General features: G+C 50.8%; 12 protein-coding genes. 3 read left to right on the top strand and 9 right to left on the bottom strand.

The features are described 5' to 3' along the window. Window positions 1–52 precede the first annotated feature (52 nt). On the top strand, window positions 53–3,697 hold the full coding sequence (locus M0L20_RS05940) for a putative LPS assembly protein LptD (protein WP_248476088.1): 3,645 nt from the start codon (window positions 53–55) through the stop codon (window positions 3,695–3,697). Between the two features lie 57 nt (window positions 3,698–3,754). Here the strand turns inward: M0L20_RS05940 and M0L20_RS05935 are convergent, their stop codons facing one another. Further along, entirely contained in the window at window positions 3,755–5,047 is a 1,293-nt protein-coding gene (locus M0L20_RS05935; protein ID WP_248476087.1) for a bifunctional 3,4-dihydroxy-2-butanone-4-phosphate synthase/GTP cyclohydrolase II, read from the bottom strand. A 473-nt stretch (window positions 5,048–5,520) separates the two neighbouring features. Between M0L20_RS05935 and M0L20_RS05930 the strand changes: the two genes are divergently transcribed. Together M0L20_RS05930 and M0L20_RS05925 are read left to right on the top strand one after the other, a co-directional pair. Beyond that, entirely contained in the window at window positions 5,521–7,242 is a 1,722-nt protein-coding gene (locus tag M0L20_RS05930; RefSeq protein ID WP_248476086.1) for a T9SS type B sorting domain-containing protein, read from the top strand. 13 nt (window positions 7,243–7,255) lie between these two features. After that, a complete protein-coding gene (locus M0L20_RS05925) occupies window positions 7,256–7,678 on the top strand; it encodes a hypothetical protein (protein ID WP_248476085.1) in 423 nt (140 codons plus the stop codon). Window positions 7,679–7,758: 80 nt separating this feature from the next. Here the strand turns inward: M0L20_RS05925 and M0L20_RS05920 are convergent, their stop codons facing one another. The 8 genes from M0L20_RS05920 to M0L20_RS05885 all read right to left on the bottom strand — a co-directional run bounded on the left by M0L20_RS05920 (window position 7,759) and on the right by M0L20_RS05885 (window position 19,199). Continuing rightward, window positions 7,759–8,244 carry an FKBP-type peptidyl-prolyl cis-trans isomerase gene (locus tag M0L20_RS05920; protein ID WP_248476084.1) on the bottom strand — a complete coding sequence of 162 codons (486 nt, stop codon included), beginning with the start codon at window positions 8,242–8,244 and terminating at the stop codon, window positions 7,759–7,761. A 108-nt stretch (window positions 8,245–8,352) separates the two neighbouring features. Further along, window positions 8,353–8,850, bottom strand: a complete 498-nt coding sequence (locus tag M0L20_RS05915) for a DUF4126 family protein (RefSeq protein ID WP_248476083.1) — start codon at window positions 8,848–8,850, stop codon at window positions 8,353–8,355. Between the two features lie 74 nt (window positions 8,851–8,924). Then, window positions 8,925–10,013 carry an NAD(P)-dependent alcohol dehydrogenase gene (locus M0L20_RS05910; protein WP_290428919.1) on the bottom strand — a complete coding sequence of 363 codons (1,089 nt, stop codon included), beginning with the start codon at window positions 10,011–10,013 and terminating at the stop codon, window positions 8,925–8,927. Window positions 10,014–10,353: 340 nt separating this feature from the next. After that, the gene (locus M0L20_RS05905) at window positions 10,354–11,916 is read right to left on the bottom strand and encodes a TolC family protein (protein WP_232559931.1); all 1,563 of its coding nucleotides are present in this window, start codon (window positions 11,914–11,916) and stop codon (window positions 10,354–10,356) included. Beyond that, window positions 11,913–13,265: an HlyD family secretion protein gene (locus M0L20_RS05900; RefSeq protein WP_248476082.1), complete on the bottom strand. Its 1,353-nt coding sequence runs from the start codon at window positions 13,263–13,265 to the stop codon at window positions 11,913–11,915. Before M0L20_RS05900 ends, M0L20_RS05905 begins: the two co-directional genes overlap by 4 nt. Next, the gene (locus tag M0L20_RS05895) at window positions 13,258–14,262 is read right to left on the bottom strand and encodes an ABC transporter transmembrane domain-containing protein (RefSeq protein WP_248476081.1); all 1,005 of its coding nucleotides are present in this window, start codon (window positions 14,260–14,262) and stop codon (window positions 13,258–13,260) included. The genes M0L20_RS05900 and M0L20_RS05895 overlap by 8 nt, the downstream gene beginning before the upstream one ends. A gap of 203 nt (window positions 14,263–14,465) precedes the next feature. Next, complete coding sequence (gene nhaA / locus M0L20_RS05890) at window positions 14,466–15,632, bottom strand: Na+/H+ antiporter NhaA (RefSeq protein ID WP_248476080.1); 1,167 nt, start codon at window positions 15,630–15,632, stop codon at window positions 14,466–14,468. 219 nt (window positions 15,633–15,851) lie between these two features. Next, window positions 15,852–19,199 (bottom strand): UTP--glucose-1-phosphate uridylyltransferase, encoded by a 3,348-nt coding sequence (locus M0L20_RS05885; protein WP_248476079.1) that lies wholly within the window; start codon window positions 19,197–19,199, stop codon window positions 15,852–15,854. Window positions 19,200–19,263: the final 64 nt, after the last annotated feature.

Below are 19,263 nucleotides of genomic sequence, written 5' to 3'. Positions count from 1 at the left end.
AGCGGGATAACTGTTCGTGAATACCTTTGTAAGCCATGGGTTTAGCACCATTATGGCAAATATAATTTTTTTGATAAAACTCAAAAAAGCACACTTTATTTTACGGTCCCCGCTTATACGAGTCATAATCTGTCTGATTGGGACGTTTCTGACAATCAACGTCCTGGGGCAGAGCCAGCCGACACGTTCGCGTTCGGCCAAGGATTCTGTACCCAGCGTTAGCACGCCCAACGGACAAACCATAGCCGCCCCGGCGGTTAAATCGACGCGCCCTTCGACAGGCACGGCAACCAAGACCGCTCAGCCGATGAGCGATCTGGAACGGGAGCTTAATGATCCCTATTCGGTTCCTAACCGGCTCGGCCCCGATCCGTCGACACCTATTTCTACGCAGACTACGAAACCGCGTTCGAGTACGGCATCGCCCAAGACGAGTCCGCGCGCTGCTCGAACGGCCAAAACAAAACAAGATTCGTTAAAAATCCGTCAGCAAAGTCGCGTAGCTGCCCGAAAAGATACCCTACGGCCATCGTCTGCAAAAACAGCGCCAGCCGTTCAGGCAAAGCCGCTGCCCCAACAGCCGGGCAAAGGCGGTATGCCAACCTCCGACGTTCCGGCGCAACGGGTAGCGGATTCGCCATCGGGAACACCGTCGGGTAACACCCCGGCATCGCGGGCCAACAATCCAGCTGCGGGAACGCCAACCAGCGCAACGACTACGCCCGCGTCAAGAACAGCAACCGCCGTTACAACCACTCCGCGTTCGCAGACGGCTCCGGCTGGCAGAGGGAAGCTGGTGCCGGGTATCGTATCGCCCAACACCGTTCGTCCCGAAAGCCGGACAGTGGTTGGTTCAGACTCTGCACGAGTTGCCAGCAACGATACCGCCCGAACTGACTCGCTTCAGAACGCCGACTCGTTCGCGACGACGGTTAAATACCAGTCGAAAGACTCCACTATTTATGCGGCAGACGGGCAGACGGTCGAATTGTTTGGTGATGCCAGCGTCGTGTATGGGGAGATCTCACTGAAAGCGGATTACATTCGCCTGAACTACCTGACCAATGAAGTGTACGCCAAAGGCCGGTACGATTCAACGTCTCAGAAATGGATTGGTCGCCCTGTTTTTCAGGATGGGGAGGGTAAATACGATACCAAAGAGATCCGCTATAATTTTAAGTCCAAAAAAGGAAAAATCCAGGGGGTTATTACCCAGCAGGGGGAAGGGAATATCCGTGGGCAGAACGTGAAGAAAGATGCCGAGGATAACTTGTACATCGGTAAAGCGATTTACACGACCTGTAATCTGGCGACTCCGCACTTCCACATCAATGCCAGTAAACTGAAAGTTGTACACAATAAGCAGGTTGTGGCGGGACCTTTCAATCTGGCTATCAGTCAGGTACCGTTGCCGATTGGGCTTCCGTTTGGTTTCTTCCCATTCCCGAAGAAAAAAGACATTGGCGTGTCGGGGATCATTGTGCCGCAGTACGGTGAGGAACCTAACGGACGAGGCTACTACCTGCGCGATGGCGGTTATTACTGGGCCGTGAACGAAAACCTGGGTCTGCAATTCAAAGGACAGATTTATTCACGCGGTAGCTGGGGGGTGGGTTTATCATCTGCTTACAACAAACGCTATCGGTATAGTGGTGGGCTGAACATTCAATTCAACCGAAACCGCTCTGGCGACCGCGTGGACTTGTCACAGCAAGCACCCCGTAATGACTTTGCGTTTAGCTGGTCGCATTCGCCCGTACCGCGTGGGCGGGGCAGTTTCTCGGCGAATGTTAACGTCAGTAGTAACAGCTTTAATCAGTTCAACTCCAGCACCGGTACGAATGCCTACATTTCTAACGTAGCCGGATCGTCTATTCAGTACAGCCGCCAATTTGGGCAATACGCGCGGGCGGGGGCCAACATCCGGGTAAACCAGCAGTTCGGTCAGCTCAACCGAGTAACTAACGTAAAAGAAAACGGTAAAACGGATATATCGTCCGACTTTAACTTTGGTATTAACCAGATTGCACCGTTTGCGCTTAAAGGAGGAACGGGCCGCTGGTACGAGAGCTTCCGGGTAGGATTGGACGTTAGCGGCTCAATCGGCATTAGCAACACGATCCGGACGCAGGTTGACACGAGTGGATTAGGCTTTCCGGTTCTTACCAACCTAACGGCGATCAGTACCGTTCAGCGGGTGCTGGATAGTATTGCGCGGGCAACCGCTATTCGTAACGGAGAGGTGGTTACTGACCCAAACCTGATTGCGTTCAACATGGCTAACCTGAACCGAATCTGGGAAAATCGGACCATACAGGCCAATTATAGTATTCCGATTTCGTTGCCGAACTTCAAACTGCTGCGCTATATCAACCTTACACCGGGCTTTTCGTTGCAGGGAAGTATTTATACGAAGAAGCTTAATTACACGTACCTAGGGTATGACAATACCCTAGCTATAGACCCGACCACCGGTCTATACTTATCAGATCGGAATAAGGTTCGGATCGACACATTACGCGGTATTTTCCCGTCCTACAATTTCTCGGCCAACGTCAGTATGAACACCCGCTTCTACGGGACGTATTTCATTCGTGGAAAACGGATTGAAGCCATTCGGCATACCGTCGCTCCGTCGATTTCGTTCAGCTACGTTCCTGATTTTACCAATCCCGCGTTTGGTTTATTTCAGACACTACCTGCTCAGGGAAGCTTGACCACTTTGGCCGAATACCGCCGGACGTTATCGGTGTTCCGGGGTCTTGGTGGTAGTGGTTCCAGTGCCAGTACGCAGTCAGCGTTTATAACGTTTGGGGTTGTGAACCAGCTCGAAATGAAAGTGCGTACCCGTGGCGACTCCACCGGACAGGATTTCAAGAAGATTCCGATTTTTGATAATATCAGCGTTAACGGGAGCTACAACCTGCTGGCTCCCGATTATAACTTGTCACCGATTACGGTTAGTGCCAATACGCAGATTTTCAAGAACGTTAGCTTTAACTTTTCTTCTTCATTCGATCCATACGCAACCCGGCCCTACGGTGGAGCGGCTTACTATGCGCTGCTCGCGGCTACCTCAGGGGCCTCTGCCATTCCGGGGAATACGTATTCGCAACTTCTGCTACGGACGCTTGGCTATGACAATCAGCAATACGAGCGGGTGCCGAAATTGTACGCATTTCAGGCGGGGCAGGGACTGGCGCGCCTAACGAATCTGCAAGCGTACATCAGTACGCGGCTGGCTCCCAAACAGGCGGACAAAAAGAAATCCAGTCCTAATGCGACTGACGCGACAATGAAGGCAATCAACAATAACCCGGATCTGTACGTCGATTTTACAATTCCCTGGTCGCTTAATGTTAGCTACACCTTTGGATTAACGAAGCTAACCCCTGAGATTTCACAGATTGTTCAGGCGCTGACGCTGACGGGTGATTTGAGCCTGACGCCTAAGTGGAAGATTACGTTCAATACGGGATATGATTTCCAGTTTAACAGCCCAACGCTAACGACCATCGGTATTAACCGCGATCTTCACTGCTGGGAAATGGCGTTTAACTGGACACCTTATTCGGGTAGTAACATTCGGTCGGGCAACTATTCGTTCGACTTGCGCGTACGCTCTTCGATACTTCAGGAGCTGAAATTGAGCCGTCGCCGGAGCTTCTACGACAATGGAGGGTTCTATGGCCGGTAAGCGATTCGGGTCTATCACCGCTGGTAATTTGTTAGCGATAATAGACCCGAATTAAAACTACAAAGGCTGCTCTTCGTTCACGGGTTCATTCATGATTGTATGACCCATTTTATCCCGTTTGGTACGTAGGTAGCGCTCGTTATGAGGATTTGCCGGAATCTCGATCGGTACGGTGTCCATAATTTCCAGGCCGTAGCCCATCAAACCCGCCCGTTTTTTGGGGTTATTCGAGATTAGCCGTAGCTTCCGAACGCCCAAATCGCGTAAGATCTGTGCGCCGATGCCGTAGTCGCGGGAATCCATTGGCAGACCCAGATCCAGATTGGCTTCAACGGTGTCGCGCCCCATTTCCTGAAGCTTATATGCTTTCAGCTTATTAAGCAATCCGATACCCCGGCCTTCCTGAAACATGTACACAACGATGCCTTTGCCTTCGGCTTCGACCATTTTCATAGCCGCGTGGAGTTGCGGACCACAGTCACAACGGCAGGAGCCAAAAATATCACCCGTAACGCAGGATGAGTGAACGCGCACCAATACCGGTTCGTTGGGTTCCCAGCTACCTTTTACCAGCGCCAAGTGTGTGTCGCCAGTGTTGCTTTGCTTGTAAGCGATCAGATCAAAATGACCCCACTCGGTCGGTAAGTCTACGCCGATCTCGCGACGAATCAGTGTTTCGGTCCGTAACCGATACTCGATCAGATCCTGGATGCTAATCAGTTTCATGCCGAATCGGTCGGCCATTACGCGCAGTTGCGGCAGGCGAGCCATCGTACCATCTTCGTTGAGAACTTCAATGAGGACACCTACCGGCGACAGTCCGGCCAGGCGCGCCAGATCAACGGCAGCTTCGGTATGACCAGCCCGGCGAATAACTCCGCCTTCCACCGAACGCAACGGGAAAATATGCCCCGGTCGTCCCAGATCATCCGGTTTGGTATCCGGATCAACCAGCGCCCGGATGGTTTTGGCGCGGTCGGAGGCCGAAATACCGGTCGTACACCCACTACCCAGCAAATCAACGGATACGGTAAACGGCGTCGTGTGAACAGACGTGTTACTGGTCACCATCATTTCCAGGCCAAGCTCTTCGCAACGCTCCTGAGTCAGTGGAGCACACATGAGGCCGCGTGCTTCGCGAATCATGAAGTTGACCATTTCGGGCGTGATCATCTCAGCCGCGCAGATCATATCGCCTTCGTTTTCACGGTCTTCGTCGTCTACCACCAGTACAATTTTACCCGCTTTGATGTCAGCGATAGCATCTTCGATACGATCCAGTCGAATGGCATCCGATTGGGGCTGGTCCAGCGATTCGTTTGTGGTGACGTTGGTATTATTATTGCTCATTGGTTTGGTCGATGCGTGTAGTCGGAACTAGCATTTGGATGACAAGTTTAGCGCTTTCGACGGGTCAAATGCTAAAAACTATGTACTTTTAACATCCAAACTGTTTTTGAGAAAGATACGTTTCGCCAGACGCGAAAATGTACATTATAACGTTACTAGCGTTAGAAACCATTTTGCAGATATCATTGACAAAAATCTTTACCCTTGTGCGAGTTTTACGAATGTGGCCGATTGGAGTTAGGGGAAAAGCCGATTGGCTGGCTACGTTTTGGACCAGCCTCTTTCTAATTATCGCTTGGACCGCCAGTGGGCAGAACTACTGTCTTGACAGACGTGGAGCAGCCGAGGGTGGATTCACATTAGAAAGAACAAAAATTTGTGCTGGCGAACTTGTCAGAATCGTTAGTATAAGTCCTAATGTATTGCCTTCGACTGTAGGCTATGAATATGACTACAAGGGTAATGGTAGTAATGTGTCTACAACACTTCCAACATCTACGTACGGAAAGCCTGGTTCATACACCATTTTACAGGTCGGTAGTGGAGGAGGAGCAGGTACAGCAACCGTTTACTGCCAAGAAGTAACGGTGTTGCCTGTTGAGCCGGTTAAGTTTACAGTTATTCCTTGCTTAGGACGGAAAGCCACGCTAGTCCCTGATGAAACAACCTTAGGTCAGTACGACCGGTACGAAGTATATTGGGGTGACGGCGTACGAGAGCGGAAAACTCGTGCTGAACTCGTTGCGAAGCCAACGCATACGTATAATAATAACGTAACCTATACAGTAACCGTACAGGGGCTTTACAATCCCCCGGTCACATGTGGATCACCATTAACAAGCTTTCCCGTTACTCCGCTTTCTGCTACAACGCAGCCAGTTATTACGGCGCTGACAACCGTCAATGACAATACTATATCACTGAAGTATCAGGCGACTCCCGGCGTAAACATTCTGCTTCAGCAGAAAGATGCTTCCGGCGTATTTGTGACCACGCCCCAGAGTGGGACAGCCGGAGCCTTTACTGTACAAGCGGATACGAAGCAGGTTCAGTGTTTTCAACTGATTTATCAGGATGCCTGTAGTAACTCGACGAGTGCTCCCTCCGAGCAGGTCTGTAGCCTGGTGCTCAATACAAAAGCCGCCAGCAAACAAAACGACCTGAGCTGGCAACCTTACTCCGGTTCTACCTCCGCGTCGAACTCTTTTAAGTTCTACCGAATTTTACGGAATAATTCGCCAGCCGGTAATGTGGTAAACCAAAACACAACAACCTATTCCGATAAGAGTCAAATCGAGTGTGGGGTTCAATACTGTTACCGGCTTGAAACCACCGTTGGCCCAACGATTATCACGTCAGCGCAGTCTTGTGTTAATGGTATTAATGAAGAAGCGTTAGACAAATTTGAAACCGTTATTGTTTCGGTTGAGGATAATCACCCCTTTATAATCGCGCAGAGCCCATATTTTACGCCAACTGCTAATTACACCATGACAGTTGGGCGAGCTAGTAGCCCATCGGGTCCATTCCAGGTGGTTGGAACAACCGATAAAAATACGTTCAAAGATGTTTCGGCTGATGCATCGGCGGGGTCATATTGCTATCAACTTACTTATCAAAACAAGTGCGGGCAGACATCACCCCCGTCGGCTCCTGTTTGTACGGTCTTTTTGTCGTCAAAGTCAGCAACGGGTGTAGACTGGACAACGGCATCGCCGTTTGCGCCCGGCGATGTGTACAGCTATACGCTTGAGATTGTCGATTCGGTTAACAATACCAAAAAAGAAATCGTCATGGGCGGCAATGCACACTACGAGCCTGACCCCAACGATCCGTCTATACAAACGCAACGGTACCGGGTCATTGCGCTATCCAGTGGTGGAGTGCCCAGCTATTCTAATTTCTTCACGTTACGGCGCGATCCTAAGATTTTTGTACCCGACGCCTTTACTCCCAACGGCGATGGAAACAACGACACGTTCATGGTGAAAGGGCTTTATTTCGACCGATTCCGGCTAACGATTTATAGTCGATGGGGCGAGGTCATTTACAGCACAACGGATCGGACAAAGGGTTGGGATGGAACCATCAATGGGCAGCAAGCCGCTGCGGGGCAATACATGTATCAGGTCGAAGTTATTGACGATACCGATCATAAAACGCTCAAGACAGGCGCGCTGCTTTTGATTCGCTAAAGGACCGGAAGTGATGGCAGCCGAATTTATTGTGTCAAACTTCAGTAATGACGAAGCAGAGTGCGATTACTTCGAGCTGTCAATCGATAGCGGTAGCTGTAAGGTTACCGTGCCTTTATACGCCATTGACGGCTTCAAGGAATTCGGTCGGCAGCTGATCGATTTTCCCCGGCACTTCTACGATTACGCCGTTTTCGAACTAGGCGAAGACAAACCCAATGATGATTTCTATTTTTTGCTAAAAGCCTTCTGCTATAATCCCAACGGTCAGATCGTTATTCAGGTAATTGCCAAAAATAGTGGTGATGCACTGACTACGTATCACGTAGCGTTTAGCTTGTTACTCGAAGCCGCATTGGTCAACCGACTTGGCGTGAGCCTGAACAACTGGGACCCCACCCAAGAGCGACGATTTGTTTGGTCGGCTGCCCGGTAACGCGTACAGCGACTTGGAATGGGTTGACCAGGAACAATGTCTTTAGGCTGTCGGCTAGCCATAACCGACAGCGCCCGTCCTTAGTTAATTTTGATTAGGTCAATTTTGAAGATCAGGATTGAATTCGCTGGAATACCCGATTGCTCCTGAGAGCCATAGGCTAAACTGGGAGGTAGATACAGGGTAAGGCTGCCACCGGGTGCTACCAAGGGAATCCCTTCCTGCCAGCCGACAATCAGTTGATTCAAGCCAAAACTAACGTCATCACCACTGTCGAACGTACTACCGTTGGTAAGCTGGCCTTTGTAGTTGACTGTTACGTTGTCGCATACGGTTGGCTTGGCTCCGCTCCCCGGCGACTGGATGGTATAGTAAAAACCTCGCTTATCCGCAGTAGCCTTGATATGGTTTGAATCGATATATTGTTTAAGGGCAGTCGTTTCGCTTTGCGGAGCGCTGATGGTAACCGCCGTGGCATCGCAGGGGCCATCGGCGGACTGACAACTGCTCATAAGCCAGATCAGAGAAAGTCCGGCAAGACTACATTGCTTAAGTGTGCGTATCATGCAGGCAAGTTAGGCGACTTTGCGGAATAGGCCAGCGCTTTTATAAACGAAACGAGCGTGGACGCTCTGTATCGTCCACGCTCGTTTTTATAAAAAGCCACAAGTCTGCTAGGTGGTCGGTTTCATTTTGGGTTGAATGCCATTGACAACTTGCCAGCCAAGCCCTACCGCCAACGCATCTTCAGCAACTGCCCCAACGGCGTCGGGTAAGCCCAGGTCGTGGTCGAGCCACCGGCGCATCTGGAAAAACAGCAACGTGCTTACTACGGCTCCCAATCCGCCGGCCACAGCCCCCAGCGGAGCCGATTCCCCTTCAACTTCGCTGACGAAAGCGCCACAGGTGGCTCCCGAGGCAACGCGGGCGATAAACTGAGGGGGTGATGTTCGGTTCGGGCCATGCGGAATTTTATCCCCCATGATTTCTGCGCCCGCCAGTACTTTCAGCGTCAGCGATACCGGCGGTTGGGCCAGATAATGAATCGGTTTTTGGGGTTGTTTGGTTGGTATTGTCCGTTCAAGCTTGTGACTCAATAAGGCCGGAGCCGACATAGCGCGCATCCCGGCAATCAGGCCAATCTGGAAGGACCGCAAAAAAGAAGTAGCCATACGTTTTAATTCGTTGAGTAAGTGTTGAGCATCGTGTCAGCAGTCAGTGACTGACGATGCGAACAGTGATCGGATTAGTTTTCGTTCTTCAAGGAGTCCATATCGATAACGTACCGGAAACGGACTTCTTCGTCCATCATCCGTTCGTATGCTTTGTTGATATCCTGCATCGGGATCATCTCGACATCGGGCAGAATTGAATGCTCGGCGCAGAAATCGAGTACCTCCTGAGTTTCTTTGATACTACCAATCAACGAACCCGATACCGACCGACGGTGCATAGCGATCTCCATGTTGTTGGTCGGGCTTTTGTACGGTCCTAACAGCCCAACGGTTACGATGCTGCCGTCCCGCTTGAGCAAGCTTACGTATGGATTAACGTCGAACTTGTCGGGGATCGTGATCAGGATCAAGTCGAGCGATAACTCATTTGCGGTCATTGCTTCTTTATCGTCAGAAAGAATAACCTGGTGAGCGCCCAGCGCTTCGGCAGCCTCGCGTTTATCTTTGTCGGTGGTCAATACTGTTACTTCCGCACCCATAGCTTTCGCCAGCTTAACCGCCATGTGTCCCAGGCCGCCCAAACCCGCTACACCTACTTTACTACCCTCTTTCACCTGCCAATGCCGCAGGGGAGAGTAAGTCGTTACACCCGCGCACATGATTGGAGCCACGGCTTTGACATCGAGCGAATCAGGAATACTAAGTACAAATGACTCTTTGACGACAATGTCGGTTGAGTAGCCACCGAACGTATTGTATCCACTGCCATCGGGTTTCATATAACCGTTGTAGGTGGCCGTCCAGCTTACTGGTCCTTCGCAATATTGTTCTTCGCCTTCGGTGCAGGAAGAGCATTTTCCGCAGGAGTCGATCATACAGCCGACGCCCACTATATCGCCTACTTTGAATTTGGTAACCCCGCTACCCGCTTCCGTCACCCGACCAACGACCTCATGACCTGGAATGCAGGGATAAACCGTGTTGCTCCAATCGTTGCGCACCTGGTGCAAGTCAGAGTGGCAGACGCCACAGTATAAAACATCAATCAGTACCTCGTCCGATTGGGGTGCCACGCGCTCGATGTCCATGCGCGACAAGGTGCTCATTCGATCAATGAGCGATGCTTTCGCCCCGTACGCTTTTGTTTTGATGGTATTCATGAATTTGCTGTCATTGATTTGGTTTGGCCCGTCAACCTACTTGCTTTTCTAGATGGATTCTCGCTCGGGTATGCCCTGATTTGGTTAATCGAACGAGTTATCTGTCAGATAAGGCAGTGTCAAACAGGCGAACAGAACAAGGCTTATAACGACAGTGTAATCAATTAGTTTAGGAATTCGATAGACTGGTGGTAGTTCTTTAGGTGAGGATACTCGCTGACTGATCAGTTAGTTTTGGCTTGATCTCATAAACAACAAAAAAATCCCGTTGGCTGACTGTAAAGTTGTCTAGCCAACGGGAAAAGAAGATAATCAACTGTACCGCCCCTACATAAAGCGTTTACCGGACCCCAACATTGGAGCCTGCTGCGTACCATAGGTTCGCGAGGGCTTTCTGGTGTTTGGAGCGTAGTTCTTCCAGCTTTATTTGCAGATCAATAAGCTTTGATTCCCGGCTGTTGACCAGAAACAAAGAACTCTCGCCCATCTGAAATTTTTCGACTTCGGCGCGGACCAGAACTTGCTGATTCCTCATTGTCTGCTGCTGCGTAGCAATCTGCTGTTCCAGTGTGACGAGGTCATTCCAGTAGCTCTGTACTTCGTTTACAATATCCCGTCCTGTCTGCTGCCGTTCAAGTCCCGTTTGCTGGTTCTTAAGCTGTACCTGCCGGAGTTTACCCCGTTCAGCGCGCAGGAACAACGGAAACGCCAGATCGACGCCAATTTTATGGTTGCTCGGTTGAACGCCGTAGTACGTAGAGCCGTCGCCATTGCCTTCCGGAAGAGGACCACGGCTAAGAAGACTAGCTTCCAGACTTACCTTGGGCAATAGCAATGCCCGACGGTATCGCTCTTCAATTGTCAACTGCTGCTGCTTGTTCGCTAGCTTGATCAAATCCGGATGCTGCTGAGCGGCCCGGCTAAGCAAATCCTGAATCTGTAGCTGACTCGCCTGATCGGGCGGAGCGGCCTGCGGAATAACGGCAAGCGGTAGATCAACGGGTTGGGGCACCGCACTATCCCGACTACTCCACAAAAACGTACTCAGCATTAACCGGCTGTTTTGTAAATCGACACCGGCCTGTTGCAGCTGAACCTGTCTGTCCTGGGCTGTAATTAGGGCTTCGGTCGTATCAATGGCTGCGGCATCACCAATCAACGCCCGTTGCCGAACGGCTACAAAGCGTGTTTGGGCCAATTGGTATCCTCGCTCAACCCAACGAAACTGCTGATAGGCTAGATACCAGTCCCAGTACGCTTTGGCTGCATCCAGCAATGTTTTGTTGATCAGTGAAATACGATCCGCTTCGGCAAGGTTGACCGCTAGCCGAGCCTGCCGAAGTGCATTCCGGCGGGCGTCGATAAACAGACCCTGCGAAACCGGGACCTTTACGCCCAGGGCCAGCAGACCCGTGGGTGGCACCACGTTTTCCGGGTTTAGATAGTCGCCGGTGTTTCGGTCGTAGCCCAATTTGAGGTCAAGACCGCCCGGCAACACCGGAACCAGTAAACCCGACTGCCATTTGTCGTAGTAGAGGGTATTGCCAAAATGCTTACGGCTATAATCCGAAAAAATTCTTGGGTCGAAAGCGCCACGCGCCTGTTGAACCTGCGCCTGTGCTTCCAGACCCAGCAATGCTGCCTGTTTAACGATAGGGTTATGCTGCAAAACCGCCTGGTAAAACTCATCGGCTGTAAAAACAATCAGCGAGTCAGGGGTGGTAGCTGCTGCTAACGATGTCGAACCCGACGCGCTGATTGCCGTTCTGGACAAAGCGTTGGACGATACCGGAATTACAGGCTCACGAGTAATGGGAGAGACCGGCGCGGGCGTTTGCCCAAACACCGGTCCTGTCCAGAGGAGTAGCCCCCAGAACCCGAAAAGCAAAATGAGTGATCTCATAGTTTTTCGGTCTTTTCTGGTTCTTGCTTCAGGTTTGGCGGAAAGCCGTTGAGCTGACGCCAGATCTCATACCATACTGGTACGTTATCGAGCATCACCCAGCCAATAACACCCGAACCAACGCGGAGCTGCGAAGGCCAGGGCTGGTCGTTGGGTAACTGCTCCGGTCTGACCAGCAATCGGTACTTGCCGTTGTTACTGCTGACTGCGTCGATAACAACCACTTTACCGCCGAACGTACCGACTGCTACTGCCGGCCAGCCCGAAAACTGAATAGCGGGCCATCCGTCAAATTGTAGCCGGACCATACGACCCCGCTGAATAAGTGGAACATCCATTGCCCGCACGTACAATTCGACCGCAATGGTTGGCTTATCTGGCTGTAGTGTAGCAATCGATTCGCCTTCTTTGATTGTTTCGCCGATACCCGCTTTGAGCGCCCGCACGATGTAGCCGTTTTGAGGAGCCCGAATGATGTACAAACCACGGCGAACGGCCACGTTACTGATCTTATTCCGCATAACGGCGATCTCGTTGTTAGCGCTGGCCTGACTCGAAACGGCTGAACTACGATCCGACATAGTTTTGGCGATCTCCTGCTCGTATTTCGCCTGAATCAGATCCAGGTTGATTCGAGCGTTGGTCAGCGACTGGCGGGTTACGTTGAGCTTATTTTCCTGCATGATCACTTTGGCGTAATCCTGCTGAAGGGTAATCCGTCGTGATTCCAGATCGGTAAGCGAAAATAAACCATCCTGATAGCCTTTTTCGTAGCGTTCAAGCCGGGAAACGGCAATTTGGTAATTGCGCTGGATTGCTACTAAGTCAGCACTATCAATGCGAACCTGTAACTGGCTTTGCCGTACCTTGTTGCGAGCAGCGGCCAGATCGGCCTTTACCCCAACTCCTAGTGCCCGCATCTGCCCGTCGAGTGCGTCGATCTTGGCATCGGTAGCAATGCGGGAGCCTTGTTTAGCCGCTAATTGTTCCCGTAGCCGCTGCGGAAGATTCGGATCGAAATACTCGTCTTTTATCTCCGAAATAACCAGAATGGTATCACCTTTTTTGACGTACTGGCCCTCCTGAGCCTTCCATCGTTCGATCCGGCCAGCAATGGCGTTTTGTAACGATTGGGGTCGGTCCTGTGGTGTCAACGCCGTAACGGTTCCTGTACCGTCGACATTCTGACGCCAGGGTAGCAGCAGAACGATAAACGTGATAAATAAAAAGAACAACATCCAGCGGCCTAGTCTGCGGCCACCTTTAGGCTTTGGTAAATCCTGTAAGGTTTTGAGCGGATGCTCAGCAAACATCTGCTCATCTATCTGCTGATTAGATATGTTAAGCATGTGTTGTTGCGTCAGTTTCTAAAGGTAAGTCGGTAATCATACCAATTTTTTCAACACCCGCCAGCATGTCAAATACCGTATCAATGCTGGACGTCAGCTTGTCAACGGCTCCGGTAACAAGGACAATAACTAACTCGGACGCCACAAACTGTCCCAAAGACATCTGGCGGCTAACAACCAACGATGTACCCAGGATCAGCAAACCGCCCGTAACAAGGGTCCGGAAGGCGACAGAGCTATAATAAAAGCGCTTTAATACGCGGAAATGATCATTACGGTGGTGAATGTAATTAGCGAGTCGCTTGTCGATCTGATCGATGGGTTTTTCCTCGTTGTTGAATTCGCCATGTTCGGCCAGGTGTAGCGAATACTTCTCCAGCCAGTCCACTACCTTGTATTTATCACTCGATTCTTTGATGCTGGTTCGCGTACCTTCTGGCCCAAACAACCGGATGACGGCGTACAAAATCAGGATGGTAACGAAGCCAAAACCAATAAAAACGGGATGGTAAAACGAAAGCAGAAGAATCCCGAACAGAATCTGCACCGCAGCCGCTGGCATATCGATCAATACCTTCGACATACCTTTCTGGAGAGTCACAACGTCGAAAAAGCGGTTCATTAGCTCGGGCGGGTAGTAATCATCCATAGCCTCCGGTTTGATACGGGGTAAACGGTAGGTAACCTCAAAAGCCGCTTTGACGAATATACGCTGTTGAATAATTTCGACCAGTGTTAGCTGAACGATGGTAAGGATTCCTCCGGCCAGCACGCCTACGATTACTAAACCAATCAGGACATAAATGGAGCTGAATAACATACCACTTGACGCCAGATTGAAGACAGCTTGAATGCCAAGAGGTAAGGTAAGGCCGATGAGGCCGGTAATGATTGCAAACAAAAGAGTGTAGACAATATCTTTTCGTTCGGTTCCTAATAGCCTGTACAAACGCTGGAGGGGCGTTGGTGGGGGCTGTAGGTGTGTACTAACCGCCATACTTACAAAAGTGTTAACATTAAAACGGGATTAAAAACCTATTAAAAGCCTAACGTAAGAAATCGAATTTTGGTTTGTTGCCGCTAAACGAAGAGCTATTTTTAAGATTTGTTAAGAATTCACTTCTGGTGTAAGTAACTAATTATCAAGAAAAAAGTTGTTGACCGGTGAGTATAATAAACTAAGGATTATGCTCAGCAAGTTTATTTTTTTGATATCACCAGCAAGGAAAAATAGCCTATGCCGCCCGATAAAACGGAGCCAGTAAGCACGGCAAATTTGGCGGCTGTCTGCAATTGAGGCTGGTCGGCGAAGGACAGAAACGTTATAAAAATCGACATAGTAAATCCAATACCACCCAGGATTCCTACTCCTGCAAGGTGTTTCCAATGCGCTCCTGTGGGTAGTTCGCACAGGTTTGTTCTCACCGATAGAAAGGAGAATAAAAAAATGCCCAACGGTTTTCCGATCAGTAAACCCAGTACAACGCCTATTCCCAACGGTGTCGTAAGGCCCTCGATCATACCCTGTTCGAAACGAATAGTGGTATTTGCCAGCGCGAAGAGAGGAATAATAAAAAAGTTGACTGGTCTTAGCAGCGCACGTTCCAGCTTTTCCAGGGGAGATTTGGCTGCTTGCTGTGTAATTGGTATGGTAAAAGCCGTAGCTACGCCAGCGATCGTAGCGTGAATACCCGAATGATGAATGAAGTACCACATCACCATGCCCGGTAGCAGATAAAAGGCAAGATTTGTTAAACCCAGACGATTAAACGTCAGCAATAGCAACAGAATACCTCCTGCATAGACCAGGTACAAACCATGGACATCGGCAGAATAAAAAATAGCGATTACCAGAATAGCCGCCAGGTCGTCGGCAATAGCCAGCGCCGACAGAAAGATTTTTAACGAAGCCGGGACTTTGTTGCCCAGCAATCGGATAATAGCCAAGGCAAAAGCAATATCGGTAGCCATGGGAATACCCCAGCCGCCCGCTGTAGTAGTGCCGGAATTGATTAATAGATAAATCATAGCCGGAACAGTAACCCCGCCTAGCGCAGCTAAAACGGGCAAGGCGGCTTTTCTGAACGAAGCCAGTTCGCCCTGTACTACTTCCCGCTTGATTTCGAGGCCGACCATCAAAAAGAAAACAGCCATCAGACCGTCGTTGATCCAGAGCAGAATGGGGTGCCTAAGCGCCAGGTGCGTTGTAGTAAAGCCAATTTCCTGCGCCAGAATCCTCTCAAATGCACTACCCAACGGCGAATTGGCCAGTGCTAACGACGCGATAACACAGCCAAAAAGGACACTGCCACTTGATGATTCGGATTTGAAAAAGAGACGAAAATGCCGGGATACACGTTCCTTCACGCGCAATGTACGTTGGTAAGCTGCAAAGAACGTGAAAAGTGATGGCTTTAAACGGCTCTGTGGTGCAGGCCCGGTACTTGGATAATTGCTTTGCCCAGAAAAACAAAGGCACATTGCAGGCTAGAAACGCCTGAGGAAAATAAAGCGGGCATAACCCGTATGCGTGACTTCTGTTCAAAGCCGCTTATACGGGTTACGCCCTATCGAAACTTTTGACTGTTACGACTGAACTTCGGTGAACGTACACAGGGAGCTAACGTAGTCTTTACTACCGTCAGTAACCCACGAATCCAATTGAGCGGGATCTTTTAACTGCTGTCCCCGGAATCTGGGCACTACAATATAGCCACACTTAACATCGGTCAGTGCCGACATGTCGCTCCACAGTTTTTCGATCTGCGCCACGGGATAAATGTCTTCCTGCCCGTGTCCCCAGCGGTATTTCACATCCTTGATGGTGACATACGTAGGAATGCGGTGCGCAACGCTACGTACCGCTTTGGCAAGTTGCGCTTCATCGCCTGCCTGTAGATCCTCGCGTGTCAATCCAAACAGTTGAAGCAGCGGATCAATCTGAATCCAGGTCGTATTTGAATTGTAGTAGCTCAGATTCAACTCGTCTTCTTCGCGGGGCTGAGCCAAGCCTTCGAGTAGGCGGATATGGCCATTGACCCGAGCCAGTCCACCCCCACGGTCTTCGATCCGACGCGGGACAACCTCAAACGAGAGTACGTTGCCTGATTCGAGGTGATACCCCAGCGCCACCGGATCAACGTCCGCACCGAGTGTATCAATATTATGAAGCATCAGCGTTTCTACCTGCGGGTGGTCGGCAAGGAGCTTCGCCAGCGTACCATTCCGCAATAGGTTCGACAGCTCATACCAGTGACCCAGCGGAGAAAACCGTTGGCCAGCGATGTTATCGACGTAATCGGAGCCTTCGCCTTTCGACTTAGCCCAGCCGATCATCGCTTGCCGCACCGCGTCCCGCACTTTTTGCTTGTTCTCATCGAGCGTTTCCTGGGGCATCTCTTCCCACATAAACCGCAGATCGCGCTCGGTCGGTACAAACCGTTGGCCGATGGAACGTCCCGGCGACAGGAAGGTAGGACCCGGATAACCGAAGTTACGGGTCTGTTCCAGTTTTTTTCGAATCGGTTCGTGGGTCAGATAGCTGGTTGCCACGACATGAGGAATCGTAGCGCCATACCGCTCGGCCACTTTCCGCGATTTGGCCATGTGAATTTCCAGAAAGCTTCGGTGTACCCCCTCAATCTCGACAAACGGATTGATGGTTTTAATCACACCGGCTCCTTTTGTCCAGCGGCTTCCTATGCCCGCCCCTAGGCTCAGTACGGCTACCTTCCCGGATCGGATGGCTTCTTCACCCGCGCTGGCCGAAGCCGTTAACGCATCAAGCTGGGCAATTTCTTCGGGGAGAACATCCTCAATTAAGGTTTCAACGGGCAGGCGGTTCCGCGCCAATCCAATTCGGCCTTTTTGCAATTCCTCCCGAATCTCTTCGTGCTGAATGAAGTCGAAACCGTTTTCTTTCTTAATCCGGTCAGCTTTCTCGTTTTCGGCGCTACGATTACCCTGTGAGGTAGGGTCCGAAACCTTAAACAGATTACTGACGATGGTACGCAACAGCGGATACGCCTGATTATTCTGCTCGCAGTAGGTCGTAAAATAATCGATTTCGGCCCGGCGGACGTACGGAATTGAGCTAGGATCTTTGCGCACCAGTTCCGACACGTGAATACCGTAATACTGTTCCGGCATCAGGGCATCATTACCTTCATGCAGGGTAGACCAGGTGCCTTTTTTGTTGATCGTCCAGTTGTAAACCACGGGCTCCACCGCAAAAGGTAGCGAATCGGAGAGTTCATTCTTGGTTGTCCGAAGAATGTCCAGCACCCGCATTTTGTAGTCTTCGTAGTGATCGGGATTAACAAACATCCCCATACCACCACCCGACATACCGCCAAGCATCAGGAAGCCATAATAGTCATCGCCGAATTGCTTTTTGGCTTTGGCGATGAGCTGCTCGGTAAAGTACGTAGACGCCCAGGGAATAATCGTCTTGATGGGATACTCCCAATTGCGGGCGGTGTTGGCACCTAGCTTCTTAATGTCGCCTTCCTTGATAGCACCCAGGATGTTATCGAAAATCTGGTTTGTTTGCTGACGGGCGGCCCATTCTTTATCGCCCCGGAGCAGGTATTTCTCGGAAACCATTTCTAGAATCGGGCCGACGTTGGACGCCATACCGCCGTGCATCAGCACCAGCGAGTTCATAATTTTTTGCTCAATGTCGGGATGCACATCGTCGCCCTGCAAGACGCGGTGACGAGGGAGCAACGTACCCCGGCTGATACCAAATTCGGGATCGCCTTCCTGCGCGAACGTACCCTGAATGGCTTTGATGCCTGGCCAAACACCGCCGGAGTCCTGCCAGCCGCCCCCCGAACCACCAATCCACTCGCCTAGAATGGCGCGTGATGCGACCAGTCGGCGTTCACTTTCTTCCAGACCACCTTCCAGATTGCGGGTTTGTCCGGTCGCCCGCATCAGCAAACTAATGATGGAACCCAACAAATTGGTCGAAACCGCAAACCGTGATCCTTTCGGAATGTCGTTGACTTTCGTGACGAGTTCGATCCCCATACCGGGAGCGACAATCCGGGCCAGAATAGCAGCCAGCGACTGATTTGTTCCTTCGAACGAGGGCGGAATCAGACCCGACGCGATAACCCCGGCTTTCACCAGACTGAGGTAATCGTTTCCGAAGTTGAACAGGTCGGCCAGATCGTGAACGTCTTTCGTTGTGTTCAGGTCAACGCTGGTCAGGCGCAGAACCGGCTCCGAAATAACCCGGACGTAGCAATGCAGGGGCGGACGAATATCTTTGTCGCGCCCGAATACGCCGAGGTCAATGGAAATATTGATGACTCGAGCCCCTTCGGGGTAATCCATTCCCAGAAAGAAAATATCCGACCAGCCGCTGTGCGTCAAATCCATCCGAACGGAGGTTTGCTCGTGCAGAACAGGATAGAAAAGAGAATTTTCCGCCCGTTGGAGCAACTTGGGATGAATACGGATGGGGTGTTCGTCCTGATGGCCAACGCGGAACATCCACTGATTGCCTTTGCTCGAGCGAACGCTTTTCCGAACCTGATCGGCTAGAATCTGGAAAGACAGATGATGGTAGCTATCCGCCAGCGCACTGAACAATGGAGCGCTGGGACCTTGCCGATCCAGATCCTGCAAGAATGTCGCAATTGCCTGCTCAAACCGGCGAGCCAATAAATCCTCGAAACCCGCGTAGGGGATTTTGCCAATACTGGGCGTCTCTTTGGCTTCCATCAGGAAAAAGCGGAAACCAGCGTATAAAAAGAGAATCGCTCTAACTTTATCGTATAAGTTCGGCGTGGACTTTCGAAAGTCGTCCAGTTCACGCAGGGCGTTTAGTAGATTATTGGCGGATAAATTGCGGCTTAACTCAAAAAAGGATCGGTTTCGTGTAGTGGGATCAGTGGAGGTTATTGTTTCGATGAAAACATTCATGTGGCCTTCTTTTATAAGCGGGTAGACGCCTTGGCTTGTTGGAGATGGAAATTGGCGGTCAACG

It is taken from the genome of Spirosoma liriopis (assembly GCF_023196085.1).
In the GTDB taxonomy this organism is placed as follows: domain Bacteria; phylum Bacteroidota; class Bacteroidia; order Cytophagales; family Spirosomataceae; genus Spirosoma; species Spirosoma oryzicola.
The sequence above is the reverse complement of the archived record's forward strand: the minus strand, read 5'-3'. Positions and strand labels throughout refer to the sequence as shown.